This is a genomic window from Gemmatimonadota bacterium, from assembly GCA_016719105.1.
Taxonomy (GTDB): domain Bacteria; phylum Gemmatimonadota; class Gemmatimonadetes; order Gemmatimonadales; family Gemmatimonadaceae; genus SCN-70-22.
The window spans coordinates 174,492-201,246 of record JADKAQ010000046.1 but is presented as its reverse complement, the minus strand read 5'-3'; the positions used below and the strand labels follow the sequence as shown (position 1 = coordinate 201,246).

The window sequence follows — 26,755 nt, the reverse complement described above, 5'->3', positions numbered from 1 at the left end:
GCGAGGGCCCCCGGCACCCGGGGGCCCTCGCGTCGTCTCGACTCCTGCCGTCGCCCGGCCCCAGCCGTGCCGGGGGCTCTGCGGGGTGCGCTCCGTGCCGGCCCCCCCCGGTCGCTACTTGGTGACGCCGCGGAATGCCGGCACGTATCCCGGAAACACGGTGCTGAGGTTCGAGTTGCCGAGGCGGTTCTGGACGATCTCGCCGAGGATGTCGCGGTAGTCGATGCTGACGGCGAGGTCCTGGCGATCGACCAGGTTCTCCTGGGCGAGCGGCCGCCAATTGTTCGTGAGGACGCGCCCGCCACGGATCCCGCGCCCCATGGCGAACATCGCCGTGCCGCGCCCGTGATCGGTGCCGCGGCTCCCGTTCTCGCGCACGTTGCGCCCGAACTCGGAGAGGACGACGACGGTGACGTTCTGCGCCAGGCCGCTGGAGATGCAGTCCTGCCAGAAGGCGCCTAACGCGCCCGACAGCTGCGTCATCGTCGTCGACATGCCACCGGTGAGCGGGTTCTGGTCGGTGTGCGTGTCCCAGCCGCCGATGTCCAGGTGCACCGCTTCGACGCCGATGTCGGCCTTGATGAGGGCCGCGGTCGAGCGCAGCCCGCGGGCGAGCCCGGTATTGGGATACACCGCACCGTTGGCCGGTGCGTACGCCCCGATGTTGAGCGAGCGAAGCAGGTTGATCGTGCTGATGGCGTTCATGGCCGCGGTCTTGGCCGGCTCGAGCGAGTCGGTGTAGTCGGCCTGCAGCCAGGCGGTGCGTGCGTCGCGCGTGGTGGCGCTCCCGCCGATGCCGTAGTTGGCCGGGTCGGTCATCGGGACGGTCTGCGGCCCCCCCTTGAGCGTGTCCACCAGGCCGTCCGAGATTCCGATGGCGCGCACGGCCGCACCGTTCTTCATGGGCGACGTCGTCGCCAGGTGCCGTCCCAGCCACCCGGTGTTGACGCTCTGGTCGTTCGCCTTGCCCACTTCCATGAAGTGCTGGGCGTCGAAGTGCGAACGCGTGTTGTACGTGAGCCCGGCGCCGTGCACGACCAGGAGGTCACCGGCCTGATACGCCGGGACGAGGAAGCGCATCGCCTGCGGAAAGGAGAAGAAGCTGTCGAGCGCGATCCCCTTGGTGGCGGCGGTGCTGTCGGGGCGCGGAATGGCAATCGTCGGGCGCCCGGTGTAGTACAGGGGGTCGCCGAAGGGCGCGCATAACGAGAGCCCGTCGGCCCCGCCGCGCAGGAAGACCGAGACGATCACGTCACGGTTGGCGACGAACGAGTCGGCGAACGAGACCTTGGGAAGCCACTCGGGATACGCCCACGCATAGAGGGCGGCCCCCGACATCCCCCCAGTCGTCCCGAGGAACTCTCGTCGGCTGACCAGTTCGTTGTATTCGGTGCACGCGCAGTCGTCGTGCTCGTTCTGGCTCATGGTTCGCTCCGGGGCGTCCTGTCAGTGGCGTGGCGGTGTCGCGGGTCGCAGGGGCGTCCCGGGGTCAGATCCATTGGAACGTCGAGGAGCTCATGGCGAGGGCGATCGTCTCGCGCACGCGGGTCGCACTGGGGGTCGGTTGCACCTGCAGGTAGGTGAGCAACTGTCCCTTGAGGCGATCGGGCATCTCGCCGCCGAACAACGCCTTGTTGATGGCCGTGAGCACGCCGTCGGGGGTGTTGATGGCATTGAAGCGCGAGATGTCGAGCGTCATCTCCCCGGTGGTGCCGAGGTTGGCCAGCGACACCGCGATGTTCCAGCGCTGCAGCACGCCGCCGGCCCAGTAGTCGGCCCGGTCGGGGTAGCCGTCAGGCGGATCCCACATGAACATCGGTTGACCGAGCGTCGTGAGCGACCGGCGCGGACCGGCGACGGCGCTGACGGTCGGATTCAGCCCGCGCAGCGCCGACAGGAGGAAGGTGTAGGGGCGCTTGAGCTTGGGGGCCGCGGCGGTGACGTTGGCCGGCGTCAGGATCGCCCGCACCATCGACGGGATGTCGCCCTGCGTGCGCGTATAGACGGACGCGACGGCGGTCACCTGCGCCGCGGTGGGCTCATACTGCAGCAGCCACCGCAGCATCTTGGTCGAGATGTACTTGGCCGTGCTGGGGTGCTTGACCAGGAAGTCGATCATCTGGTCGCCCTCGGACTTGGCGGCGACGCCGGCGCTGGCGGGCATGGCCGCGATCACCTGCCCCATCACCGACTTGGCGCCGTAGTCGTGCCCCGACGCGTCGAAGTTGAAGGTGCCGCGCCCCGAGAGCGTCCACCCGGTGAGCACACGCGCCAGCTCGCGCACATCGGCCTGCGTGTAGCCGCCGTCCACGCCCAGCGTGTGCAGCTCCATGATCTCGCGGGCGTAGTTCTCGTTGAGCGTGCGCTGGCGGTTGCGCGTGTTGTCGAGGTACTCGAGCATGGCCGGCGAATGCGCCGAGGCCTTGAGCAGCTCCGGGAACTTGCCTAACGCATGCTTGCGGATGACCTCGCGGTCATCGACGAGCTTGAGGTAGTTGACCTGCGGGAAGGCGATGTTGAAGTGGTCGCTCCAGAACTCGACCATGCGCTCGTACAGCTGCCGTTTGGAGAAGGCGGCGCGATACAGGGTCGATTCCGTCAGCTGGGACTGCAGCATCCCCTGGTCGACGTTGTACAGCTGGTCGACGCTCTGCCCCAAATACGGATAGGCCGACGCGACGAAGTTCTGCGCGTAGGCGTCGTCGATCTTGGTGAACGCGAGGTGGTAGTTGAGGTAGCCCACGAAGCCGAGCTTCTGCGCGAGCTTGATTTCGTCCTCGGTCACGCCGTTGGTCACGCGCCGCACGAGGCGGGTGAGGGCGCTGTCCCATCCCTTCTGCGCCGCCGGGTCGGGCTTCTTGAACGGGTCGAAGGCGGGATTGGGGGGCTGCGACAGCAGGCGCTTGACCATCGTGCGCGTTGCCGACGGCTTGGTCCCCTGCTGCGCCGACGCCGCGGTGGCGCTGGCGACCGAGGCGGCAGCCATCGAGACGCCGAGGGCGAAGAAGCGGCGACGCGAGGGGCGCTCGCCCTGCCTATCGTCGGGCAGGTCCGTGGTGGCCGCGTCGCTCGAGGCGACCGCGCTCGCCGCCAGCAACTCCTCCGCCTCCCGAGCTTCGCGCGCGTCGTCGAGGTCGGGACCAGACGCAATGTGGCGCATACGACTCCCCTGCTACCCGGTGATGGTGATGGTCGCGCCTCCCCGACGCCGACCCATATTCGACGATCTCACCCCTCGCGACGTTAGCGCGCGCGGCGACGCAATTCAAACCCGGACAACGGTATGGCTGAGGCGTCGCGCGCTCCGTGCGGGGGCGCACACTCGGCGTGTGGGAGAAGACGACTAGCGACCGGCCGTTCCAGCACCATCCCACGGTTTGCGCCCCATCGTCCTTCCAGTCGAAGGGCGCTGCTTACTGGCCGATCTGGTCCGCATCCTCCCCCGTTCCCCCTTCCGTTCCATCGCGGCCGAGCGTCGACAGGTCGTAGCCGTTGGGATTGCGGCTCCCGGGGGCGCGGTAGACATAGGCGCGCCCCCAGGGATCGAGCGGGACCTCCTTCCGCAGGTACGGTCCACGCCAGTTGGTTGCGATTGGTTCGCGCGTGGGCTTGTCGCGGAGCGCCTGCAACCCCTGCTCGGTGGTCGGATAGGCGCCGTTGTCCAGGCGATAGCTGTCGAGCGCCGTCCCCACCAAAGACATCTGTGTGCGCGCCGTGGTGACCTTGGCCTCGCCCACCCGCCCGAAGATCTGCGGCGCCACGAGCCCGGCCAGGAGGCCGAGCACGATGATCACCACCAGGAGTTCCAGCAGGGTGAAGCCGCGTGAAGGGCGTCGAGTCGCATGCATGAGTCGTGGAGCTCCGGGGTGGGACGGCGTGCGCCGCATTCGGATCATAGCGCCGACGCGTTGATCGAGTAAATCGCCTGCAGCATCGCCAGCGCCACGAAGCCCACGAGGGCGCCGAAGACGACGATGAGGAGCGGTTCGACCAAGGCGACCAACGACCGTAGCGTGCGCTGCGATTCGGCGTCGAAGGTGTCGGCCACCCGGAGCGCCATCGAGTCGAGGGCACCGCTCTCCTCGCCGACGGCCAGAAGCTGGGTGGCGAGGGGAGGGAGCACCCCCTCGAGCGAGGCCGCGAGCGGTTCGCCGCGCTCGACCGCGCGCTCGCACCCCGCCAGCCGCGTCGAGAGGGCGACGTTGTCCACGGCTTCGCGCGCCACGCGGAGCGAGGCGAGGATCCCGCTCCCGCCATGCAGGAGCGTGCCGAAGGCGCGGGCGAAGCGCGCGGTGGCCACGGCCCGCTCGAGCGTCCCCACCACCGGCCAGCCGAGGCGCGCCGCGTGCCAGCGGGCCCGGTTCCCCGGCTGCTGCAACCACCCCCGCCCCCCGACGATCGCGACGGCACCTAACGCGAGCCAGAGCCACCACCAGTGCGTGACCACGCCGCTCCCCGCGATCAGGAGCCGCGTCGAGACCGGCAGCGTCCCTCCGGTGTCGTTGAGGAGCGCCACGAAGCGCGGGACGACGAAGGTGAGCAGGACCAGCATCCCCGCGCCGGCGACGAGTCCCATGAGCGCCGGGTACAGCAAGGCGGCGCGGAGCTGCGCGCGCAGGTCACGCGTGCGCTCGACGTGGTCGGCCAGTCGCGCCAGCGCGTCGTCGAGCGTGCCACTCTCCTCGCCGGCCCGCACGACGGCAGGGGCCAGGGTGCCAAACGTGGCGACGCGCGTGCGCAGTGCCGTGGCCAGCGTCTCGCCGCGCTGCACATCCTGTCGCACCGCCGACAGGGCGTCGCGCAGTTCCCCGGTCGCGGCGTGATCGGCGGCAAAGCGCAGCGCGCGCTCGAGGGTGGCCCCCCCGGCCAACATGGTCGCCATCGTGCGTGTCGCGGTCGCCAGCGCGTCGTCGCGGCGCTGGCCACCGAGCCATTGGGGTGCCTGACGAGTCGCGGCGGCTCGCTCGACCGGCTCCACCGAGACGGGGACGAGCGTCTGCCGACGCAGCTCGTCGATGGCGGCTCGCGGGGTTGGGGCCTGCAGCACCCCCTCGATCACGTCGCCGGCCGCCGTCGCGGCGCGATAGCGGAACGCGACGCTCACGACGGCTCCGGACCCGGCGCGCGGCGTGCCGGAAGCGCGCCGGGGTCGTGCTCGGGGGCGTCGTCGAGGCTGAGGACGCGCCGCACCTCCTCGGGCGTCGTGATCCCCTCGCGCACCAGCTGCTCGCCGGACTCGCGCAGCGACATCACGCAGTAGGTGCTGCCGGCGGGGCGCGCGTCCTGCAGCGAACCTTTGGACGCCAGGGCGCGCCGGTCGCGCTCGTCGGGGATGTACGCCTCGTAGATCCCCGTCCGCCCGCGATAGCCGGTCCCGCCGCAGGCGTCGCAGCCGGCGCCGCGGCGGGCGCCGTCCCACCCGCCGTTGCGCAGATGCCGCCCGCCGAGCCCCGCAAGCGCGGCATCGTCAGGCGCAATAGGCTTGGCGCACTGTGCGCACGTCACGCGCACCAGGCGCTGGGCGAGGATTCCCTGTACGGTCGCGGCGACCAGATACGGCTCGATCCCCATGTCGATGAGACGCGTGATGGCCCCCGGCGCATCGTTGGTGTGCAGCGTGGAGAAGACGAGGTGCCCGGTGAGCGCCGCCTGCACCGCCATCTCGGCGGTCTCGCGGTCGCGCATCTCGCCCACCATCACGATGTCGGGGTCGTGCCGCAGGATCGAGCGCAGCACGTTGGCGAAGCCGAGCCCGGCCTTGCGGTTGACCGGGATCTGCGTGACGCCTTGCACCTGGTATTCCACCGGGTCCTCGACCGTCACGATCTTCACCTCGGGGTCGTTGCGCTGGGCGAGCGCGGCGTAGAGCGTCGTCGTCTTCCCCGAGCCGGTGGGGCCGGTGACGAGCACGAGCCCCGCGCTGCGCTGGATGAGCGGCTCGAAGATGCTGCGCACCTGCGCCGGCATCCCGAGCGTGGCGAAATCACGCACGCGCCCTTCCACCGTCCCCTGATCGAGGACGCGAAGCACGACGCTCTCCCCATGCAGTGCGGGGAGCGTCGAGACGCGCAGGTCGACCTCCCGCGTTCCCAGGCGCACGCGCGCGCGCCCGTCCTGCGGCAGGCGTCGCTCGGCGATATCGAGCCCGGCGAGCAGCTTGATGCGCGAGATCACCCCCGATTGCAGTGCCACCGGGTACGTCGCCACGTCGCGCAGCACGCCATCCAGGCGCAGGCGCGAGCGCAGGCCGCCGCGCGTGCTCTCGAGGTGCACGTCGCTCGCCCCGGTGCGCAGGGCGTCGCCGAGGATCGCGTTGACCAGCTGCACGACAGGGGCGTCGTTGGCCTGCGCCCGAAGGTCGCCGAGGCCGATGTCGCCAGCCGCAACGTTGGCATCGGCATCGACCACGCCGTCCGCGGGGGCGCGCTGCGTCCCCAGCAGCGCCGCCTGCACGTCCTGCGACGAGGCCTCCACGACCCGCACCGCGCGCCCGAACACCCGGGCCAACTCGTCGGTGACCGTGTCGTCGAGTGCGCGCCCCGCCGCGACGATCAGCGCGCCATCAGGCGCCACCGACAGGGGCAAGACGAGGTGCTCCTCGAGGTACCGGGGCGACAGTCGGGACGTGAGCTCAGAGGACGCCGCCTCCCGCAGCGCCTCCGCCGAAACGACCTCCCGTCTCAGGTCTCCCGCCTCCCGTCTCCCGTTCACGGCTTCTTCTTCGGCAGCGTGGAGAGCGAATCCAGCGCCCCGGGCTGCGCCCCGTTGATGCGCCCGCGCACCCGCTCGCGGATGGTGTCGGCGTCGGCATCGGAGCGCACGATGAACGGGGTGACGAAGATCGCCACCTCACTGCGGTTGCGGCTGACGGTTCGGCGCCTGAACAGCGCGCCCAGGAGCGGGATGTCCTTGAGGAGCGGGATGCCGCTCTCGATCGTCTCGCGGTTGTCGCCGATGAGTCCCGCGATCACCACCGTCTGCCCGTCACGGATCACGGTGCGCGTCGTGGCCTCGCGCGTCGAGATCACCGGGGCGTTCAGCGCCGACTGGATCGTCTGCGTGGTGAGCGTGCTCACCTCCTGCAGGATCTGCACGCTCACGTAGTCGTCGTCGTTGATCGTCGGGATGATGGTGAGCTGCGTCCCGACGTCCTCGAACTGCACGGTGCGGTCGATGGCCACGTCGTTGCCCAGGCGCGTGGAGGCAATGAACGGCACGCGGCTCCCCACCAGGATGCGCGATTCGCGATTGTTGACCGCGAGGATCGATGGGGTGGACAGCACGCGCACCTGCGACCGCGTCGACAGCGCCCGCAGGATCGCGCGCACGTTGGCGTTGCGCAGCGTGACCACGCGCACCGCGAAGTCACGCAGCGAGCTGGAATCGGCAGACGCGGGATTGCCGGAGGAGATGTCGCTGCTCCCGCCCACGCTGCGCCAGTCGACCCCGAACTGGTCCCCCGTGCCTAACGTTACTTCGGCGACCGTTACCTCCAGCAGCACCTGCGCCGGTCGTGCGTCGAGCGCCTGGATGGTCTCCTGCAGCAGCGGGAAGTTGGGCGGGCTCGTCCGGATCAGGAGCGAGTTGGACGGCGCGTGCGGGACGACCGTCGTCTGCCCGGTGAGCGCCCCTGGCGTCCCCGGGGCGGCGCTGTCGTTGCGCGCGGCCATCGCCTGCGACGTCACCGGCGCCGAGAGCGGGACCGAGAGCGGGACGTCGCGCCGCATGCGGAACGCATCGCCCTCACGCTGGCGAAAGCTCTCCAGCGTGCGGGACAGCGCCATGTCGTCGAGCGTGCCGCGCCCCGAGCGCGCCACGCTCACGCCAAAGAGCTGCCCTAACGACTCGGCCAGGTCGTCGGCGTTGGCATACTTGAGGTTCACCACGTACGTGCGCAGCCCCGATTCGCCGGCCGGCTTCTCGTCCAGCCGGCGCAGCAGGTCGAGGTACCGGGCCACGTTGGCGCCGCGATCGGTGATGAGCACCGCGTTGGAGCGCGGCACCGCCTCGATGCTCGCGCCGGCGCTCGCCACCTGCTTGAGGGCCGCCGCGCCTTCGTCCGCCCGAATCCCCTGCAGCGGCACCAGCTGCGTCACCAGGCCAAACGGCGGCGGGTCGGGGAAGTCGAGCCCGGTGCGCACCTGCCCGGTCCTTGGCGCCTTGTCGCTCGGGTAGATCTGCGCCACGCTCCCGCGCACCACGGCAACCAGTCCCTTCGACTCGAGGATCCCCTCGAGCATCGACGCCAGCTCGCTCACCGGCACCGGTGCCGCGCTGGCAAAGGTGATGCGCGCGTCCGCCGGGACGTCGGAGGTGATCGCCGTGAGTCCCATCGCCGCCGCCAGCGAGCGGATCACGTCGCCGAGCGGCGCGTCACGGAAGTCCAGCCGCGTCCCGGCGGCCGTGGCCTGCTGCGCGACGAGCGCCCGCGCCGGGGTGAGCACCACCGCCAGGAGCAACGCGGCGCGAAGCAGCGCCCCGCGCGCGCGGGCACGCGGGGTGAGAGTCGGGGCAGGCATGGGACGCAAGTGCAGGGCACGCCTCACGGGCGGTCCTCCTGTGGATCGAGACGCAAGGTCACGCGCCCCCGGGGACCGGCCAGGACGACCGATCGCGGGGCAATGGAGACGACGCGGTAGCCGCCATCGCGGTCGCCCACGGCGTACAGCCGTGCGGGACCGGACAGCGGGTCCAGCTGCAACAACGCCTGCGTGCCGCGCCCGCCAACCACGGTGCCGAGCAGGACCGGCTCTCCCGACGGCATCTCCGGCATCCCCGGGGCGAGCGACGTGTCGGCGACCATCCCGCCTGACGAGTCCATCGAGGCGTCGGGCGGGGTGTAGCGCGTGGTGGGCGGTGCGCGACGGGCGGAGAAGACGTTGGCGATCACGACATCCTCCGCCAGCGCGGCGTCTCCCGCCGGCAGCACGGGAGCCGTGACCGTCGAGTCGCGCCAGGCGGGCGCCCCCCCGGCGTCGCCCAGCGCAGGCGGGAGGGCGAGGAAGACGCCGCCGAGCGCCGCGCCGACGGCGGCGGTGACGAGGAGGGCGGTGCGAAGGGGGCGCATCAGCAATCCTCGCTCATGGCTCGAGCAGGTACGGGGCGCGTACCGCCACCGACAGTTGCAGCAACTCCCCGCGCAGCGCGGGGTTGGGGCTCACCGACAGCTCCGTGACCTCGAGCAAGCGCCCCCCGTGCTCCAGGCGCGAGAGGAAGTCGGCGAGCCCGTAGATGTCGCTCACCGCCGCGATGATCGCCGGGATCGCGGGGGTCGCCGCCGTCGAGTCGGGCGCGCTGGCCACGTCGAGGCGCGTCACGCTCACGCGGCTCGCCGAGGCGTACTCCTGCAGCAGCGACTGCAGCGCCGAGGCGGCGAGCGCCGGCGTCCGTCCGCGAATCAGGCGCACCGGGAGCGCTTCGGCCTGGGCGAGGCGCGCCTGCAGCGCCGCCTCCAGCGCCGGGCGCTGCGCGCCTAACGCCACGAGCTGCGCGCGCTGGCGCTGCAGGGCGTCGATCATCGCCTCGCGATCGCGCCAGCGCGCCGCCGCCGGGAGGAAGACGACCACGACTAGGAACGCGGCGGCCAGCACCGCACCCCCGAGGGTGATGGTCCGGCGCTCGCGCGCGTCAGGAGCGAGGACGGACACGGAGGGCGATGGAAAAGGTCTCGCGCGTCCTGGGGCCGTCGCGGAAGCGCGAGCTGGCCGAGAGGGCGCGTACGTTCTCGAAGCGACCGTCGCGGTCGAGCACGGGAACGAGCGCGGCGGCGCTCGCGGCCGTCCCGTCCACCTGCCAGTCGCGGCCGACGGCGTGCACGCTCAGGATCACCGCGTCGTTCGGGAGGGCGCTGGAGATCGCCGCGAGGGCCCCTAACACGGTGTTGCGTGCCGGTGCCTGCCGCGCGACCAGCGCAACCTCGGCGTCGAGTCGCGCGCGCGCGGCGAGCGCCGCCTCGCCCGGCGCCGCAGCCTCGCGACGCGATGCCACCTCGCCCTGCAGCGCCTCCAGCGTGCGCCCCCGCCAGCGGTCGGCCGACACCGCGGCGAGCGTGAGCCCTGCCGCCGCGGCGACGCACGCCACCGCCAGCCGCCGCCGGCGACGTGCGGCACCTGGCGCGCCGGCGCGCCGGGGAGGCGAGCGTCGCGCGTTCGTCGCCCTCCGCTCCCAGCAGCGCCCCCCACGCGGCGAGATGACTCGGCGCGACCCCGTCGCGCGTCGGGAGCCCGGCGCCGGGCGACGCCTCGACCGCCTGCGGAATGCGCCGCGCCGCCGCGACGGTGCCCGAACGGATGGAGAGGAATCCGTGCTCGCCCTCGGCGGCCTCGAGCTGGAAGTCGCCGCTCGCGCTGGGCCCCATCACCCGTGCAATCGCGATCGGTGCGGCCTCGACGCGGACCACCGGGGCCCAACGTTCGAATGCCGCACACCACGACTCGAGGGCCGCGGCGCCGACGGCGAAGGCGACCGCTCCCGCGGGGGCGAGGGCAACGACCACCGGATCGGGCGTCGCGAAGAACCGCTCGCTCTCGAGCGCGAGCATGCGTTCGCGCGCGTCGTCAGGCGCGGGTGGCAACTCCACGCGCTTGACGTGCAGCAGGCCGAGCCCGACGGCGACCGCGATGGAGTCCACCCCCCCGACCTGCTCGCGCAACGCCGTGATGCCGGCGTCCGGGTCCTCCGGCGACCAGGCCACGTCGAGCGTGCGTCCCGGTACGTCGCGCCACCCCGACGCCAGGATGGCGCGGAGGTGCGTGGGGGTCAGGGTGACGGCGAGACGAGGACTCACAGGGTGCGCTCCCGCCAGTGCACGAGGACCAGGCGGTCGCTCGCGACGGCATACACACCCTGAATCTCGTGCGTGAGCGGGTGTCCGCGCATCCACCCGCGCGAGATCACCACCAGCCGGGCAGGGGCATCGCGCAGCTCCCCAAAGGCGGCGGCCATCACGGTGTCGGAGGCGGCGGCCCGGTTGATCGTCCCGTCGCCATCGACCGTGAGGTAGGGTGCCGACAGCTGCAACAGCCGTTCGTCCGCCCCGGCGATCGACCGCAGTTCCTCCAGCGAGCGCAGCGGGGTGATCGTGCGCCCGTCGCCCGCCTCGATGCGCCCGCGAATCGCGCGCGCCAGCGCGCGGGCGCGCCCGGGGTCGGCGAAACGCTCGAAGAGGCGTGCGAGGTTCTCGGCCGGGGCGGCGTTCACATCCAGGCGAGCGCTCGCATCGACAATGGCCACGGCAAACCGCGCGTCGCCCAGCGCCACCGAGTCGCCGCGACTGTCCGGCTCGAGGGAATTGAGGAAGGCGCGGCGCGCGGTGCTGTCAGTGAGGAGCGCGAGCGAGTCGTCGATGGCGGCGAGCGTCGCCTCGATGCCGCTCTCGGCGGCGTAGCGCGCGACCACGCGAGCACGGGCGTTCCCCGCGAGCAGCGAGGCATCTCGTGTGGACGAAACCACCGTGGCACCGATGCCACCGAGGATGACCACCAGCCAGAGGACGAGCACGAGTGCGACGCCGCGGCGCGGGGTCCCGTGCGGGCGCACGCGGTGGGGCATCGGCGTGCGCACGGCTGGGCGCACCGGGTGGGCGCGCCGAGGCGCGCATGGTGAGGCGGATCGGGCGGCGGCGACTCACGGCGCACGCTCCAGTCCGCGCCGCACGACGAGCGCCAGGGGTGCCACGTCGCCATGTCGCACGGTGAGGGCGATAGCGTCCGGCGCCAGGTCGGGCTCGGGCCACTGCTCCTGCCATGCGGCCGCCAGCCCGCGCCCCAGCACCTGCACATCGAACTGTTGCACGCCGCCGAGTCGCGCGCGGATCGGGACCGCGTCGGACGCGGCGTCGACCGGATGCCCTTCCAGCTGCAACGTATCGCCGGCGAGCCAGATCGACACGTCCCAGGCGGCCGAGGCGCCGAGCGGGGCGACCACGCCCCGCGTGACCAGGTGCAACGAGTCGGCACTCGCTCCCGTCGCGGTTACACGGTCGGCGAGCACGAAGACGGTCCCCCCGCCGCGCAATCCGTCGACCTGGTGGCGCAGCGCGTCCGTGAGGAGGGACCGAAAGGCCACGGCGCGCTCCTCGCCGTCGCGGTGGCGCAGGAGGCGTCCCTCGACGTCGACGCCGGCCTGCGTGGTCGCGTAGGCGAGCGAGACCACCAGCCCGGTGACCACGAGGGCGATCATCACCTCCACGAGGGTGAAGCCTCGGCGCCTCACGAGCCGCCTCCCGGCAGCGGCAGCCGCGTGCGCGTGGCCAGGTGCTGGCGCGTGAGCCGCCGCAACGTGAAGGTGGTCCCGCGCGGTGAGGTCACCGTGACCACGACCTGGTCGATCCCCGAGCGCCACGGTACCACGTCGATGCGCTGCTGGTAGCCCGCAGCGCGATCCGTGTCGCTGAGCGCACCGCGCTGCGCCTGCAGCGCATCGCCTAACGTCGCGCCTTCCATCGCCGTCTCGGCGATCGTCACCACGTGCCCCCACTCTCCGGCGTCGCGCACCGCACCGGCGCTGGAGCGAAAGACGTCGAGGTACCCCACCGCCGACAGGCCGAGGATCACGAGGGCCACCAACGCTTCGAAGAGCGTCATTCGGCGCGCGGCAAGGCGGTGGCCAGCGGTGTGCAGCCGGCGGCGTCCCACCCGCCGAAGGCGGGCGGAAGCGGCGAGGCGGCGAGACACGTTCCCAGCGGCGTCAGCTGCAAGCGAAGGGCGCTGGCGGGGGCGGCGTCGAGCTGCCCGCCCAGGAGCACCTGCGCATCGTCGGGGGGGAGCGGGTGGACCGCCCACGCACCGTTCGCCTGCACCGTCAACGAGAGCAGCTGCCCCCGAGCGATCGCAGCGCCGCGCGCCGCGCGCACGACGGCGCCCAGTGTGGCGCCCCCCTCACGCGGAGGCGAGAGCGACGGGACGACCAGCGTCGCGACGATCCCCATCAGCACGAGCGTCACGAGGAGCTCGAGCAGCGTCACCCCCTGCATTCGCCTGCGCCCTCCGCCCCGACGCACGCCACGCCCCCCCGGCGCGGAACGCACGGGGCGCAGCTGGCGAAGGAGCGGGCGCGAGGGGGGCGTGGGCACGAGACGGGGGCGTGGAGGTGCGAACGGTGGACGGTCAGGGAGACTCACCCGCAACGGCTAACACTTCCGCATTGCCCCGCCGCATGGCGTACGTCACTTTCCGCCCGCGGCCGGCATCCGCTAGGATACCTCAACGCCCCTCGTTTCTCACCCATCCCCATCCCGTGAGCACGCCGTTCGACGTCGCCATCGTTGGCCTGGGCGCCATGGGCAGTTCGGCCGCCTACCACCTCGCGCGCCGTGGCCAGCGCGTCGTCGGGATCGACCGCTTCTCCCCGCCGCATGCCCTGGGGTCGAGTCATGGCCGGTCGCGCATGATTCGCGAGGCGTACTACGAACACCCGCTCTACGTTCCACTGGTGCAGCGCGCTTTCGCGCTCTGGGGGGAACTCGAGCGCGCGGCCGGCGACCGCCCGTTCTTCATGCGCACGGGCGGGCTGATGATCGGCGAGGCATCGGGGGCGCTGGTGAGCGGGACCCTCGCGAGCGCCACGGCGCACCACCTCCAGCACGAGGTCATCGAGGCCCGCGACCTGCACCGGCGTTACCCCGCCTTTGCCCCACTCGACGAGATGGTCGGCGTCCTGGAGCATCGCGCCGGGATCCTCCTCCCCGAGCCGATCATTCAGGCCCACCTCGAGCTGGCCGAGCATCACGGCGCCACGCTCCTTCGCGACGTGCAGGTGCACGGCTGGGACCGCACCGCGGACGGGATCGAGATCCGGACGGGTGGCGAGACGATCGTGGCCCGTCAGGTCGTCGTGGCCGCCGGCCCCTGGACGGGGCAGCTCCTCGCCGATCTCGCGCTCCCGCTCGCAGTCGAGCGGCAGGTCATTCACTGGTTCGACCCCGTGCGCTTCCCCGAGTACTTCGAGCCGCAGCGCATGCCGGTCTCGATCTGGGAGCTGGAGAACGGGACGCTCTTCTACACCAAGCCCGACCTGGGCGACGGCGTGAAGATCGGGATTCACCACAGCGGGCTCTCCGCCAACGCCGATGCGGTCGATCGAACCATCAGCGAGGCCGAGGATGCGCTGATCTACGATCTGCTCCGCCGATTCGTCCCCTTCGCCAAGGGGCACATGCGCGAGCGGGCCGTCTGTCTCTACACCAACACCCCCGACGCGCACTTCGTCGTCGACCGCCACCCCCAGGCCCAGGAAGTCCTCGTCCTGAGCCCCTGTTCCGGTCACGGATTCAAGTTCGCCAGCGTACTGGGTGAGATCGCGGCCGATCTCGTGACGACGGGAAGCTCGGCGTTCGATCTGTCGCCGTTCGCCATCGCGCGTTTTGGAGGCGTGTCATCGTAGCTCGACGTAAGAATCTATTGGGCATGATCTTACGCCTGTTTCGTGGAGCATGTGTTTCTGAATTGCCGCCGCGTGAGCCGCCAACCCCGGCGACGGGTCGTGCGTAGAGCGCGTGTCTCCTCACCCCCCCCTGTCGCCTCGTGACATGCTGAAGTCCTTTGCCCGTCGTGCCTCCCTGACGGGCTTGCTCCTCGTCTTGCCGGCTCTCGCTGCCGCGCAGCAGTCGGACTCGCTCCCCCGGCCGACCATGCGCGCGGTCTGGCGAGAGGGGGTCATCCGGATCGACGGAGCGCTCAACGAAGGCGACTGGCAGCGCGCGGTCGCGGCGACCGACTTCGTGCAGTCGATGCCCAACCCGGGGGCCAACGCCTCGCATCGCACCGAGGCGCGGGTGCTGTACGATCGCGACGCGCTGTACATCGGGGTGCGCCTTCACGACCCGCACCCCGATTCCATCGCCCGCCAGATCGCCCGGCGCGATTCAGATGACATCTATTCCGATTGGATCCGCATCGCGATCGACTCGTACCTCGACCGGCGCACCGCCTTCATTTTCGCGGTGTCGCCGAGGGGGCTGCAGCGTGACGAGTTCCGCTACAACGACACCGAGAACGACCCGCTGTGGGATGCCGTCTGGGCCAGCGCGGCGCGCATCGACTCCGCAGGGTGGACCGCCGAGGTGCGCATTCCGCTCTCGCAGCTTCGGTTCTCGGTTGGAGCGGCCGGGGTGACCAAGTGGGGGATCCAATTCGGGCGTGTCGTCGCCCGGAACCAGGAGATCTCTGTCTGGTCGCCGATGCCGCCACAGCAGCCCGGTGTGGTCTCGCGGTATGGCGACCTGGTGGGGCTCGACTCGCTCGTAGCTCCCAAGCGGCTCGAAGTCCTCCCGTACGTGTCATCGCAGGTGGCGCGCGAGCCAGGCGATGCCAACGACCCGTTCTACGACCCGACCCGGAGCTCCGCGCGCATGGGCGCCGACGTGCGGTATGGCCTGCCGGCCGGGCTGACGCTCACCGCCACGGTCAACCCGGACTTCGGACAGGTCGAGGTCGATCCGGCGGTGGTGAACCTCTCGGCCTTCGAGGTCTTCTTCCCGGAGCGCCGCCCCTTCTTTCTCGAGGGGGTCGACATCTTCCGCTTCGGCCAGAGCGTCACCTTCAACGACAACAACCCGAGCAACTTCTTCTACACGCGCCGAGTGGGGCGCGCCCCGCGACGCTCCCTCGATGCACTCGGGGCGCGCTACAGCGACGTGCCCGCGCAGTCCGACATCGCGGCGGCGGCCAAGCTCTCCGGCAAGACGCGTCGCGGGCTCTCGTTAGGGGTGCTCGGCGCCCTCACCCGCGAGGAGCGCGGGCGATATGCCCTCCCCAACGGCACCAGGGGCTCGGCCATCGTGGAGCCACGGACCGAGTTCCTCGTGACGCGCCTGCGCCAGGACTTCCGGCAGGGGAACACCGTGGTTGGCGGCGTCCTCACCGGCGTGCAACGCGAACTCGGCGATGCGGCGCTCCGGCCGCTCTTCGTGCGCAACGCCCTGGTGACCGGGAGCGACTTCGAACACCGCTGGGGGAATCGCACGTGGGCGGTGAGCGGCTTCATGGCCGCCAGTCGCGTGGGCGGCGACCGGCGCGTGATGACGGCACTGCAGCGCTCTCCCATCCGTGCGTTCCAGCGCCCCGACGCCACCGACCTGACGCTCGACACGACGCGCACCACGTTAGGCGGCTACTTCGGGACGTTGTCGCTCGCCCGCACCGCCGGCGAGCATTGGCTCGGGTCGGTGACGTACGAAGAGACCTCGCCCGGCTTCGAGGTAAACGACCTCGGCTTCCAGACCCGCGCCGACTTCCGCTCGCTCTCCGGCGCCGTGCAATACCGCGAGACGCGCATCGGACGCTTCATGCGCAGCTACGAGGCGAGCGTGTACATGACACAGGCGGCCAACTTCGACGGCAACGTCGTCGAGCGGCGCATGTCATTCCTGTCGTCGGGACTCTTCAACAGCTTCGTGGGCTATTCGTTCTGGGGCTTCATCCAGCCCGAGACCGTCGACGACCGCCTGTTGCGCGGCGGCCCCCTCACCCGCAAGCCGAGGGAGTGGCAGCTGCGGGGCGAGCTGACCTCCGATACGCGCCGCCCGATCGTCGGCGAACTGGAGTACGAGTACAACCGCAACGCGCAGCGCGAGTGGCGGCACACGGTTTCGCTCGGGATGGAACTGCGTCCCACGAGTGCGGTGCGCATCCAGCTGCAGCCGGAGTTCGCGCGGCAGTATGACGTGGACCAGTACGTCACCGACGTCCGCGACGCGGCGGCGACGCGAACCTACGGCGGGCGCTGGATCTTTGGCGACATCGACCAGAGCGAACTGTCGGTCGAGGCGCGAGCGGAGTGGACCTTCTCGCCCACGCTCACCTTGCAGCTGTGGGCGCAACCCTTCGTGGCCTCGGGGCGCTTTGCCCGCTTCAAGGAGTTCAGCACCCCGGGTCAGTTCGCCTTCGATGTGTACGGGCGCGATCGCGGGACGATCGTGCGTCGTGCCGGCGCCGGTGGCGACGAGGTCGTGGTCGATCCCGATGGCCCCGGCGGGGCGGCACCATTCACCTTCCAGGAGCAGGACTTCCTCGTGCGCTCGCTGCGCGGGAACGCCGTGCTGCGCTGGGAGTATCGCCCCGGCTCGACGCTCTTCCTCGTCTGGCAGCAGCAACGCGAAGGGGACGAGGGGTTCGCCGACCTCCGCGCCACGCGCGACGTCGCCAGCCCGTTCCGCGATCCGGCGCGCAACGTCTTCCTCCTCAAGTTGAGCTACTGGCTCGGGCGCTGAGCGTCGATCGCCCGTCGTGACGTCGGGCGCGGCGCCGACCAGGCCGTGCGCTGCTCGTCGACGCCGGTCACTGGCCGTTGACGTGGCCGCAGTGAAGTATTGCGGAGTGTCTGCTTCCCGGAACGGCGCTCCGCCCCCCCTGTCACGCGAAACGACGGCCGCGCCTCCTCGGGGTACGGCGGCCGGCGATGCCTCCCTGGCCCCCCCGTTCTCGCCGCGAGACGTGCTGGCGGTCGAGCGCGACCGCGCCGAGCGGGCGCTCAACGGCGTGCGCATCGTCGTCCTCCTCCTGCTGGGCGGGGCGGCGCTGCTCTACGCGCCGTTGCTCACGCCGGCGCTCAACCGCACCAACGTCGCCATCCTCGTGCCGACGCTGGCGTGGGCGGTGGTGCAGGTCCCGCTCTTTCACCGGCGCCGCCGGCTCCCGGCGTGGCTGAGCATCGCCAATCCGATCCTCGACATCACGGCCGTCAGCTGCATCATCGGGGGGTACGCGCTCGCGTCCACGCCGATGCTGGCCCTCAAGACGCCGATCATCACCGCCTACTTCATCATCCTGGCCGCGCTCCCGGTGGCGTCGAGCACACGAAAGGCGGCCATCGTCTCGGCGCTCGCGGTGGTCGAGTACGCAGCGCTGGTGGTGGGCTTCGCGGTGAGCGGGCGGCTGGCGCTCGTGGCCAATCCCGTGCTGGCGCTGGGGGCCGACGGCGTGTCGCCGCTCGACGAGGGGGCGCGCCTCTTCCTCCTGGCGTGTGCCGGCGCGGTGGCCACGTACGCCACGCAGTGGCAGGAGCAGCTGTGGACCCGCTACGCCGAGGTCTCCCGGGCCAGCGAGCAGCTGCAAGCGCAGCTCGACCAGGCGCAACTCCAGACGCTCAAGCTGCAGCTGCACCCGCACTTCCTCTTCAACACGCTCAATGCCATCACGGCGCTCATCCACCGCGCCCCGGACCGGGCCGAGCGGATGGTGGCCGGGCTCAGCGAGCTGCTGCGGATCTCCCTGGGGAGCGCCGCAGAGCAGGAGGTCCCGCTGTCGCGCGAGATCGAGGTGCTCGAGCACTACGTCGACATCCAGCAGGAGCGCTTCCAGGGGCGCCTGGTGGTGCGACTGGATGTCGCGCCCGACGTGCGCGAGGCGCTCGTGCCCAACCTCATCCTCCAGCCCCTGGTGGAGAATGCGATCAAGCACGGGATCGGTCCGCGCGCGGCGGGTGGGACGGTGGAGGTGGCGGCGCGTCGCTCCAACGACGCGCTGCTGCTCGTCGTCCGCGACGACGGTGTGGGCGAACCGGTCCCGCAGCTGCGGCGCGAAGGGGTCGGCCTGGCCAACTCGCGCGCCCGCCTCACCTCGCTGTATGGCGAGGGGCACCGCCTCACCGCGGGGGCGGGGGCGACGGGCGGATTCGAGGTGTCGATCGTCATCCCCTTCCACACCGAGCCGGCGGCGCGCCTCGTGGCCGCTGGCATCGATCCCGACTGAGCGCCATCATCCCGGCATGGCCACTCCCCCGGTCCGGACCCTGGTGATCGACGACGAGCCGCTGGCGCGCGAACACCTGCGCGCGCTGCTCTCGTCCCGCGACGACATCACCGTCATCGGGGAGTGCGGCGACGGCGCGTCGGCCATCGCCCGCATCCGGGCGGACGCGCCGGAGCTGGTCCTGCTCGACGTGCAGATGCCGGAAGGCGGGGGCTTCGACGTGGTGCGTGGCGTCGGCGTCGACCGGATGCCGGCCGTCATCTTCGTCACGGCGTACGACCAGCATGCGCTCGCCGCGTTCGAGGTGCACGCGGTGGACTACCTGCTCAAGCCGGTGAATCGCGCGCGCTTCGCCAAGGCGATCGAGCGCGTCGTTAGGCTGCTGCGTCCGGCGGCCGAGACCCCGATGGCGGCGTCGGCGCGGCCGGCATCCGAGCCGGTCGCCCTCGCCAAGGCCATGGACGCGATCGACGGCGCGCGGGCCGGCGCCGATCGCCTGACCGTGCGCGCCGGCGAACGGATGCTCTACCTGCGCATGCAGGACATCGACTGGGTCGAGGCGGCCGACGACGTCGCCCGCCTGCACGTGGGGAAGCAGGTCTTCGAGCATCGCGTGACCCTCTCGCAACTCGAGCAGCGCCTGCCGTCACGCACCTTCGTTCGTGTGCATCGCTCGGCCATAGTCAACGTCGAGCGCATCCGCGAGTTCCAACCCTGGTTCCAGGGCGACTGGATCATCGTGCTGGCCGACGGCACCCGCGTACAGACGGGGAAGAGCTACCGCGCCCGGGTCCGCGAGTTGATCGGCGCGTAGTCCACGCCTCCGCTGCATCGCCCGGCGCGTCGCCCCGCCGCCTCGCCCCCCCCGAAAAGCCCGGTCGATCCTCGCGTCTTCGCGTCTTCGCGGCTTCGCGTGAGACCCGGCCCCCCCGCGCCTCCCGGCCCGCGCCCCCCACAACCGCTTCAAGAGCCCCCGCCTTCGCCGCACCACCCGCGCCCTTCACCGTCCGCGCCACCCCTTCCACCGCCTGCGCGTTGTGGCGGCGGCCCGAGCGAGCCTAGCTTCGCCCCCGTCACTGCGCGCCGCGCTCCCTCGCGTCACGCGCCGGTTCACCACTCGAGGTCGAGGTGCTCGTGCGCGTGTCAGTTCCCAAGTTCTGGCGGGTCTCAGCCGCGTTGCTGCTGGCGGCCTGCGGTGGTGGTGGCGATGGCGGCGGCACCACCAATCCCCCGCCCACCGCGACGCTGGACAACGTGACCGTCTCGCCGACCACGCTGTCGCTGAGCGCCGGCTCCACGCAGAACATCACGCCGAGTGCCTCGTCGGCCAGCGGCGCCGCCGTCGCGGGGGTCTCGTTCTCCTACAGCTCGAGCAACACCGCCGTCGCCTCGGTGTCGCAGACGGGGCAGGTGCTCGGGATCAGCGCCGGGACGTCGACGATCACCGTCACCGGCACCCTCGGAAGCGTGAGCAAGTCGGCCACCACGGCGGTGACCGTGACCGGCGCGCTGCCCAACGCGGTGACCGTGGTCTCGGGGACGGCCGCCAACACCTTCACGCCGCCTAACGTGGCACTCGCCCGCGGCGGGACGGTGACGTGGACCTTCGGCGACCTCGTGCACAACGTCGACTTTCAGGGAACGTCGGGCGCCCCCGCCGGGATCGGCAACACCACGAATGCATCCGTGGGGCGCACCTTCAACACGCCGGGCAACTTCGGATACGTCTGCACATTGCACAGCGGGATGAGCGGAAACGTCCTCGTGCCCTAGCGGACGGCGCGAGCGCATGCGAGGTCTGGACACACCGTCGTCGATCGTGGGGGTGGAGCAGGCAAAGGATCGGCGGCGGTGTGTTCCCCTCGGGTGCGTGACGCTCCGAATGCGCTTGGCGCGCCTGGCGCGCCTGGCGCGACTGGCGCCGGGCCATCGCCCGCTCGAGGTCGCGAGAGGTGCGCTCATGCTGATGCTGACGGCGACCCCGGCCTGGTCGCAAGGGCGCGTGGTGCAGCGGCACCGGGCATCCGAACCCGAAGGGCAGCTCCTCGCCTTCTACTCGGCCGCCATGGTCTTCTCCCCGTTAGGCGAGGTCGCGTCGGGGCGGCGCTGGTCGGTCGGCGTCGAGGGGAGCTGGCTCCCGGCGCTGTCCGAGTCCCAACGACAGCCAGGGATCGACAAACCGGAGACGACCAACCTGTCCCCCATCCTCCCACGCCCCCGCGTCGCCCTTCGGACATCGCGCGCTGTGCTCGAGGCGTCGTGGGTCCCGCCGATCGCCATCGGCGACGCCCGGGCCAACCTGTGGGGCGTCGCGGCCTCGCGTACGCTGGCCACCTGGCGCGGCGTGCGTCTGTCGCCGCGCCTCTCGGCCGTCGCTGGGCGCGTGGAAGGGGCCATCACCTGCAACGCCGCCACGACCGCCGATGGGGGGCGCGATCTCGCGACCTACTACGCCGCGGTCTGTCATGGCCACGACTCCAACGACTGGTTCGAGCCGCGGATCGTCGCGGGCGAGGTGATGGGGACGCGCACCTGGCGTGGCGGACGCGGTGAATGGTGGCTCGCCGCTGGCGGGCGCGTCGATCGATCGCGATTCGACATCGGGGTGCTGCGAGCGGACGGGACGCGCGACGGAGATCATCCCGTCCTCGCCCTGCACGATACGCGTCCGCACATCTCGGCCGGCGCGCGGTTGGCGCTCTCGTCGCGACTGACGACGGCGGGGGAGTGGTTCTATGCGCCCGGCAGTGTGGCGACGGTGCGGGCCTTCATGGCGGTCACCGGGGCGGGACGATGACGCGCGTGCAGCTGACGAGTGCCGCGGCCGTCCTCGTGACCGTGCTCGCGGCCTGCGTCGACTTCGAGGCTCCGGAAGATCCGACCTTCGGCCTCCCGGACGTGCTCGTCGAGGAGCCGTCGCTCGCGCGCGACGTGCAGCCCATCCTCGACAAGCGCTGCGCCTTCGGCGGTTGCCACTCGGCGGCGACGCGTCAGGCGGGGCTCGTCCTCGTGTCGGGGGCGTCGCATGGCGCCCTGGTGGGACGCCCGGCGCGGCTCAATCCCGGCGATACCCTCGTGATTCCCGGCGCCGCGTCACGGTCGTGGCTCATGAAGATGGTCGGGCGTGACGCCGCGGCGCGGTCGGGCGTGAGCCGCATGCCGCTCGCGGCCGCCCCGCTCACCGCCAACCAGATCGCCACGATCGCGCGCTGGATCGATCGCGGCGCGACGCGCGAGTAGCAAGGGAACGCCATGCGCGACGCGACGCGATTCACCCTCGATGCCCGCACCATGCGCGTGACCTTCACGGCGTGGTTAGGGCCGCTGCGCGTCGAGGGGTACTTCGGTGAGCTGCATGGCGCGCTCGTGCTTCCCAACACCGACATCGAACGCGCGACACTCGAGGTGGCGGTGGCCGCCGCCAGCATCGACACGGGGATGCCGATGCGCGACCGCCACCTGCGCGGCCCCTCGTTCCTCGACGCTGACCGGTACCCGCACATCACCTTCAGCAGCCGGCGCGTCTCGCGCGACAACGGTGACCTGCTCGTGGCCGGCGTGCTCGCGTTGCGCGGCGAGACACGCGAGATGGTGACGCGCTGCCCGGTGCATCGCATGGACGGCGAGGGGATCGCCGGGCGCATCGCCTTCAGCGGCGCGCTCGACGTCCCGAGTCATGCGCACGGGGTGGGGATCGCGCGCGGCCTCGACCTCCTGAACCCGATCTTCCTCGCCGTGGGGAAGCGCGTGCAGGTGGAGGCGCGCCTCGTCGTCCCCGCTATGCGTCTCCTGCCAGCGCTCCTTCCCGCCCTCGGGCACTGACCGGCCAGCGCGACTCGACCACGTCGCCACGCACGCCGTGGATCACGTCGTTGAGGTGCACGACGATGCACACGTGGTTCGGCACCAGGCGCACCACGTCGCCCACGCGCGGGCGCCACGACGTCTGCGTGAGGTCGAGGATCCCGTGCTCCTCCGACATGCGCTGCACCGTGACTTCGGGGCGGTCGAGCAGGGCGGCGTACCCTTCGCCCGCCACGCCGCGCACCGGTTCGCGCCCTAACGCCTTGCAGCCGGCATCGATCACCGCCTGGCCGGGGACGGCGGTGCTCACCACCGTCGCCAGCACGGTGAACGCACAGTCTTCCCACGCGCACGCCCCGATCTGCGCCGTCGTGCGGTCATTGTAGACGTACGTGCCGGGGCGCACCTCGGTCACGCCGGGGACCTCGTGCATGCGCCACGCCAGCGGCGTCGAGCCACCGCTCACGATCGACGGCCGGACCCCCGAGCGCTCCATCCGCTCCAGCGCCGACGCCAGGTCCTGCCGCAGTCGCGCCAGCTTGGCCTCCTGCTCCGAGACCGGCTCGCGGATGTGTCCCGGATAGAACGTGATGCCGGCGAAAATCAGCGGCGGCTGCTCCGCCACCCGCATCGCCAGGGCGATCGCGTCGTCCACGCTCTGCACCCCCACGCGATGCATGCCAAGGTCGAGCTCGACGTACACGCGCACCGGACGGTCCATGATGCGGGCCGTCGCCGCCAGGGCGTCCACCGCGATCATCGAGTCGACGGCCACCGTCAGCTGCACCTCGCGCGGGAGCGACAGCGCCCGCGCCAGTTTCGGCGCCCCCAGCAACGGATAGTTGAGCAGGAGGTCGCTGGTCACGTCGGACATCACTTCCAGCTCGCGCGGCGTGGCGCAGGTCAGCCCCACCGCCCCCAGGCGCAGCTGCTCCGCCGCGATCCGCGGCGACTTGTGCGTCTTGACGTGCGGTCGGAGCGACAACCCGTGCAAGGCCGAGTACTCGGCCATGCGGTCGATGTTCTGCGCCAGGATGTCGAGATCGACCAGCGCGGCCGGCGTCTCCATCTGGTCGAGCCGTGTGGGCGACGCGTCGGCGTCGGGCTGGAGCGAGAGATGTGTGCGACGCACGCTGTTCTTCGAGAAGACGGGAAGACGGGAAGACGAGGGAGGGGCTAGTGTATCCGGGCGTTCACGGGGTCCGGAAGAGGTGCGCGCCCGTTCTCGTCTTCCCGTCTTCCCGTCTTCCCGTCTTCCAGGAGTTACCAGAGTCCCAGCACCCGCCACCACAGCGGACCGATGGTGCCGAAGATGAGGATCGTCGCGCAGGCCGTGATCAACCCCAGGCGCCACCACGTCTTCTGCGGGATGTAGCGGGCGCCGAAGTAGATGGGCGACGTCGTCGTCCCGAAGTGCGTGAGGGCGGCGTCCAGGTTCGAGGCGGCCGCGAGCGAAAGGACCGCGAGGTGCGGCGGCGCCCCCGCGGCGATCACCACCACCAGGAAGGGCGTGAACATCGCCGTGGCATGCGCGGTGATGCTGGCAAAGGCGTAGTGCGCGAAGAAGTAGATGAGGACGAGCGCGATCAGCGCGGCCCCCCATTCCCACCCCAGCGTCAGGCTCGCGGCCACCTCGGCGAATCGCTTCGTGATCCCGGTCTCGCCTAACGCCTCGGCCATCCGCACCAGGCCGCCGTACCAGATGAAGACGTCCCACGCCGCGCGGTCGCCCATCACGTCGTCCCACTGCAACACGCCCGTGATGATGAGGAAGCAGACCCCCATCAGCGCCACGACGGTGTAGTTGATCCCGTGCCAGCGCGTCGTCATCCACAGCAGCGCGACCACGACGAAGACGAGCAGCATCATCCACTCCCCGCGGGACGGCGCCCCCATCTTCTCCAGCGCGCGCCCGGCGAACGATGCCGCGTCGGGGGTGTGCGTGATCTCGGGGGGAAAGAGCCGGAAGAGGATGATGGGGACGAGCGCCAGCGCGGTCAGCCCCGGGACGATCATCGCCGCGGCCCAGCTGGTGAACGTGAGCTCGACGCCGCTCACTTCCTTGGCGAAGCGCGCGATCAGGACGTTCGACGCCTGCCCGGTGAGGAACATGGCGCAGGCGATCACGTCGCAGTGGTAGACCGCGACCATGAGATAGGCGCCGAGCCGTCGCGCCGTCGGACCGGGGTGTGAGTCGTACGCCTGCGCCAGGCTGCGGGCAATCGGGAAGATCACCCCCCCGGCGCGGGCGCTGTTCGACGGGATGATCGTCGCCAGCAGCGTGTCGGTCCCCACGAGCGCGTAGACCAGGCCAATCGACCGCTGCCCGATGGCGCGGATGAAATGGTAGGCGATGCGCTCGCCCAGCCCGGTTTTCATCACCCCGCGCGAGATGAAGAAGGCGCACAGGACCAGCCAGACGAGCGGGTCGCTGTATCCCTTGAGCGCGTTGGCTGGCGTCATGGCGCCGGTCACCGCGATGGCGCAGACGCCGAACAGGACGACCGCGCCGGCCGGAGCCGGGCGCAGGATCGAGCCCAGGATGGTGGCGATGAAGATCGCGAAGAGACGCCAGGCCTCGGGGGCGATCCCCGCGGGGGCCCCGAGCGCGACGATCCCCCCGCCGACGCCAAGAATCAGGAGCCAGCGCCACCAGACGGTATGCGGCTCGTGCCGCTCGCCCGAGCTGGGAGCGGCGGCGGGCGACGCCGAGGGGGGCGTGGCAGGGGGCGTGGTAGGCGGCGTGGTGCTCATGCGCCCCGTCGGGACGATGAGGGGTGCGTCGGGCCGGGTATGAGACGGCGTTTCATGGCGCGCCAAGATGGCGCTGGGGTCGCCAAACGGCGAGGCTCGCGCAACCATTCCAGCGGACCCCGTGTCCCAAGGGCGGTTGCGCGATCGGCGTCTTGCTGGCGCGTCACCGACCAAGCCAATGGTGGGGTGGGTGACCGAGCGAGCGACGATCGAGCGCGCCAGGGCCGGGGACCGTGCGGCCCAGCGCGAACTCTACGAGGCCAACGTGGACCGGCTCTACCGTGTGGCCTTTCGCCTCGCGGGAGACGAGGACCTCGCGCGCGACTTCACCCAGGAGGCCTTCATCCGCGCGTTCCAGCGGCTGGGGGACTTCCGGGGCGACTCGGCCTTCTCCACCTGGTTGCACAGCATCGCCGTCTCCGTGGCGCTCAATGGGCTGCGCAAGATCAAGCGGCTCAGGACGCGCGAGACGGTGCTGGAGGAGGCGGAGTCGTTAGGTACGACGACGCGACGGGCCGACCCCGACCTGCGCGACCGGTTGCACCGGGCGATCGATGCCCTGCCGGAAGGCTACCGCTCGGTGTTCGTGCTGCACGACGTGGAAGGCTACACGCATGAAGAAATCGGCCAGATACTCGGCATCCAGGCCGGAACGTCCAAGGCGCAGCTCTTTCGCGCCCGGGGCCGCCTTCGCGAAGCGCTGGCGGATTTTGCAGGAGCATGGAGCGCATGAACGACCATCACGACGAGATGAACGACGAGAAGTTCGATCACTGGCTGCACTCGGCGGCGCGCGACTACAACCGCCCCGGCGACGTGCCGCGCGAGGCGATGTGGTCGGCGATCAAGGCGGCGACGCCGGTCGTCGACGTACCGTCGGCGAGCGCCGGCGTGTCGCCGGTGCGTGGGAGAGGAGCCGCGCGCTACTGGCAAGCCGCCGCCGCCGTGGTCATCCTCGCCGCCGGCGTGGGGATCGGGCGCCTCTGGTCAACCCGCGGCGCGTCCGCCGGTGAGGAGCCGACCGTGGCCAGTGTTCCGGCCGACGATGCCGCGGCGCGCCTCGCGGCCGCGGATACCGCGACGGGTCTGGCACGGCGCGGCGACGGCTTTCCGTCCGCCTCGACGACCAGGGTCGACGACGGGAGCAGCATGTCGTACGACCTCGCCGCCGTGCAGCACCTGTCGCGCGTCGAGGCGCTCCTGACCTCGTTCAAGTCGAGCGGCGACGGCGGTGGGCCGGGCGAGTCACCGGCGTCGCTGGATCGCTGGGCGCGCGACCTGCTCGGCGATACGCGCCTGCTGCTCGACTCGCCAGCTGCAAGCGACGCGCGTCGCCGGCACCTGCTCGAAGACCTCGAACTCGTCCTTGCCCAGATCGTGCAGCTCCCGGCCGAGTCGGTGGCCGATCGTACCCTCGTGCAGCGCTCCATCGAGCGCGGTGCGATGCTCTCACGCCTTCGTTCGTCCATTCCCGCCGGCTTCATGAGCGGCACGTAAGGAGACATAGA

The 26,755-nt window shown here is 71.2% G+C and carries 25 protein-coding genes; 10 read left to right on the top strand and 15 right to left on the bottom strand.

Going from position 1 to position 26,755, the window contains the following annotated elements; all coding sequences use genetic code 11:
• Nucleotides 1-114 precede the first annotated feature (114 nt).
• The 13 genes from IPN47_25110 to IPN47_25050 form a co-directional block, all read right to left on the bottom strand.
• Nucleotides 115-1,425: a DUF1501 domain-containing protein gene (locus IPN47_25110; GenBank protein MBK9411257.1), complete on the bottom strand. Its 1,311-nt coding sequence runs from the start codon at nt 1,423-1,425 to the stop codon at nt 115-117.
• A gap of 64 nt (nt 1,426-1,489) precedes the next feature.
• Nucleotides 1,490-3,160 carry a DUF1800 domain-containing protein gene (locus IPN47_25105; GenBank protein MBK9411256.1) on the bottom strand — a complete coding sequence of 557 codons (1,671 nt, stop codon included), beginning with the start codon at nt 3,158-3,160 and terminating at the stop codon, nt 1,490-1,492.
• 253 nt (nt 3,161-3,413) lie between these two features.
• Nucleotides 3,414-3,848: a type II secretion system major pseudopilin GspG gene (gene gspG, locus IPN47_25100; GenBank protein MBK9411255.1), complete on the bottom strand. Its 435-nt coding sequence runs from the start codon at nt 3,846-3,848 to the stop codon at nt 3,414-3,416.
• A gap of 44 nt (nt 3,849-3,892) precedes the next feature.
• Nucleotides 3,893-5,104, bottom strand: coding sequence for a type II secretion system F family protein (locus IPN47_25095; protein ID MBK9411254.1), 1,212 nt, complete (start codon nt 5,102-5,104; stop codon nt 3,893-3,895).
• On the bottom strand, nt 5,101-6,711 hold the full coding sequence (locus IPN47_25090; protein MBK9411253.1) for a type II/IV secretion system protein: 1,611 nt from the start codon (nt 6,709-6,711) through the stop codon (nt 5,101-5,103). Before IPN47_25090 ends, IPN47_25095 begins: the two co-directional genes overlap by 4 nt.
• Nucleotides 6,708-8,519: a hypothetical protein gene (locus tag IPN47_25085; GenBank protein MBK9411252.1), complete on the bottom strand. Its 1,812-nt coding sequence runs from the start codon at nt 8,517-8,519 to the stop codon at nt 6,708-6,710. Before IPN47_25085 ends, IPN47_25090 begins: the two co-directional genes overlap by 4 nt.
• A 23-nt stretch (nt 8,520-8,542) precedes the next feature.
• A complete protein-coding gene (locus IPN47_25080) occupies nt 8,543-9,067 on the bottom strand; it encodes a hypothetical protein (protein MBK9411251.1) in 525 nt (174 codons plus the stop codon).
• A 13-nt stretch (nt 9,068-9,080) separates the two neighbouring features.
• Nucleotides 9,081-9,647, bottom strand: coding sequence for a hypothetical protein (locus tag IPN47_25075; protein MBK9411250.1), 567 nt, complete (start codon nt 9,645-9,647; stop codon nt 9,081-9,083).
• Nucleotides 9,628-10,080: a hypothetical protein gene (locus IPN47_25070; GenBank protein MBK9411249.1), complete on the bottom strand. Its 453-nt coding sequence runs from the start codon at nt 10,078-10,080 to the stop codon at nt 9,628-9,630. Before IPN47_25070 ends, IPN47_25075 begins: the two co-directional genes overlap by 20 nt.
• 702 nt (nt 10,081-10,782) lie before the next feature.
• Nucleotides 10,783-11,550, bottom strand: coding sequence for a general secretion pathway protein GspK (locus tag IPN47_25065; protein ID MBK9411248.1), 768 nt, complete (start codon nt 11,548-11,550; stop codon nt 10,783-10,785).
• Nucleotides 11,551-11,625: 75 nt separating this feature from the next.
• A complete protein-coding gene (locus tag IPN47_25060) occupies nt 11,626-12,213 on the bottom strand; it encodes a prepilin-type N-terminal cleavage/methylation domain-containing protein (protein ID MBK9411247.1) in 588 nt (195 codons plus the stop codon).
• The gene (locus tag IPN47_25055; protein MBK9411246.1) at nt 12,210-12,584 is read right to left on the bottom strand and encodes a hypothetical protein; all 375 of its coding nucleotides are present in this window, start codon (nt 12,582-12,584) and stop codon (nt 12,210-12,212) included. Before IPN47_25055 ends, IPN47_25060 begins: the two co-directional genes overlap by 4 nt.
• Nucleotides 12,581-12,964: a hypothetical protein gene (locus tag IPN47_25050; protein ID MBK9411245.1), complete on the bottom strand. Its 384-nt coding sequence runs from the start codon at nt 12,962-12,964 to the stop codon at nt 12,581-12,583. Before IPN47_25050 ends, IPN47_25055 begins: the two co-directional genes overlap by 4 nt.
• Before the next feature lie 272 nt (nt 12,965-13,236).
• On the opposite strand from IPN47_25050, the gene solA reads away from it, so the two are divergent.
• From solA to IPN47_25010, 8 genes are all read left to right on the top strand, one after another.
• Nucleotides 13,237-14,382 (top strand): N-methyl-L-tryptophan oxidase, encoded by a 1,146-nt coding sequence (gene solA, locus IPN47_25045; protein ID MBK9411244.1) that lies wholly within the window; start codon nt 13,237-13,239, stop codon nt 14,380-14,382.
• Between the two features lie 145 nt (nt 14,383-14,527).
• A complete protein-coding gene (locus tag IPN47_25040; GenBank protein ID MBK9411243.1) occupies nt 14,528-17,209 on the top strand; it encodes a carbohydrate binding family 9 domain-containing protein in 2,682 nt (893 codons plus the stop codon).
• 223 nt (nt 17,210-17,432) lie between these two features.
• On the top strand, nt 17,433-18,689 hold the full coding sequence (locus IPN47_25035; protein MBK9411242.1) for a histidine kinase: 1,257 nt from the start codon (nt 17,433-17,435) through the stop codon (nt 18,687-18,689).
• Between the two features lie 16 nt (nt 18,690-18,705).
• Nucleotides 18,706-19,503, top strand: a complete 798-nt coding sequence (locus tag IPN47_25030) for a response regulator transcription factor (GenBank protein ID MBK9411241.1) — start codon at nt 18,706-18,708, stop codon at nt 19,501-19,503.
• 326 nt (nt 19,504-19,829) lie between these two features.
• A complete protein-coding gene (locus tag IPN47_25025; protein MBK9411240.1) occupies nt 19,830-20,462 on the top strand; it encodes an Ig-like domain-containing protein in 633 nt (210 codons plus the stop codon).
• Nucleotides 20,463-20,571: 109 nt separating this feature from the next.
• On the top strand, nt 20,572-21,486 hold the full coding sequence (locus IPN47_25020; protein MBK9411239.1) for a hypothetical protein: 915 nt from the start codon (nt 20,572-20,574) through the stop codon (nt 21,484-21,486).
• A 5-nt stretch (nt 21,487-21,491) separates the two neighbouring features.
• Complete coding sequence (locus IPN47_25015) at nt 21,492-21,929, top strand: hypothetical protein (GenBank protein ID MBK9411238.1); 438 nt, start codon at nt 21,492-21,494, stop codon at nt 21,927-21,929.
• Between the two features lie 12 nt (nt 21,930-21,941).
• The gene (locus tag IPN47_25010) at nt 21,942-22,511 is read left to right on the top strand and encodes a YceI family protein (protein MBK9411237.1); all 570 of its coding nucleotides are present in this window, start codon (nt 21,942-21,944) and stop codon (nt 22,509-22,511) included.
• On the opposite strand, the gene IPN47_25005 is transcribed toward IPN47_25010, so the two are convergent.
• Both IPN47_25005 and IPN47_25000 read right to left on the bottom strand, forming a co-directional pair.
• Nucleotides 22,468-23,562, bottom strand: a complete 1,095-nt coding sequence (locus tag IPN47_25005; protein ID MBK9411236.1) for an alanine racemase — start codon at nt 23,560-23,562, stop codon at nt 22,468-22,470. The genes IPN47_25010 and IPN47_25005 overlap by 44 nt on opposite strands.
• A 194-nt stretch (nt 23,563-23,756) precedes the next feature.
• The gene (locus tag IPN47_25000) at nt 23,757-25,247 is read right to left on the bottom strand and encodes a DASS family sodium-coupled anion symporter (protein MBK9411235.1); all 1,491 of its coding nucleotides are present in this window, start codon (nt 25,245-25,247) and stop codon (nt 23,757-23,759) included.
• Between the two features lie 178 nt (nt 25,248-25,425).
• Here IPN47_25000 and IPN47_24995 point away from each other — a divergent pair, with 178 nt between their 5' ends.
• Complete coding sequence (locus tag IPN47_24995; GenBank protein MBK9411234.1) at nt 25,426-25,980, top strand: sigma-70 family RNA polymerase sigma factor; 555 nt, start codon at nt 25,426-25,428, stop codon at nt 25,978-25,980.
• Complete coding sequence (locus IPN47_24990; protein ID MBK9411233.1) at nt 25,977-26,744, top strand: hypothetical protein; 768 nt, start codon at nt 25,977-25,979, stop codon at nt 26,742-26,744. Before IPN47_24995 ends, IPN47_24990 begins: the two co-directional genes overlap by 4 nt.
• The last annotated feature ends 11 nt before the right edge of the window (nt 26,745-26,755 follow it).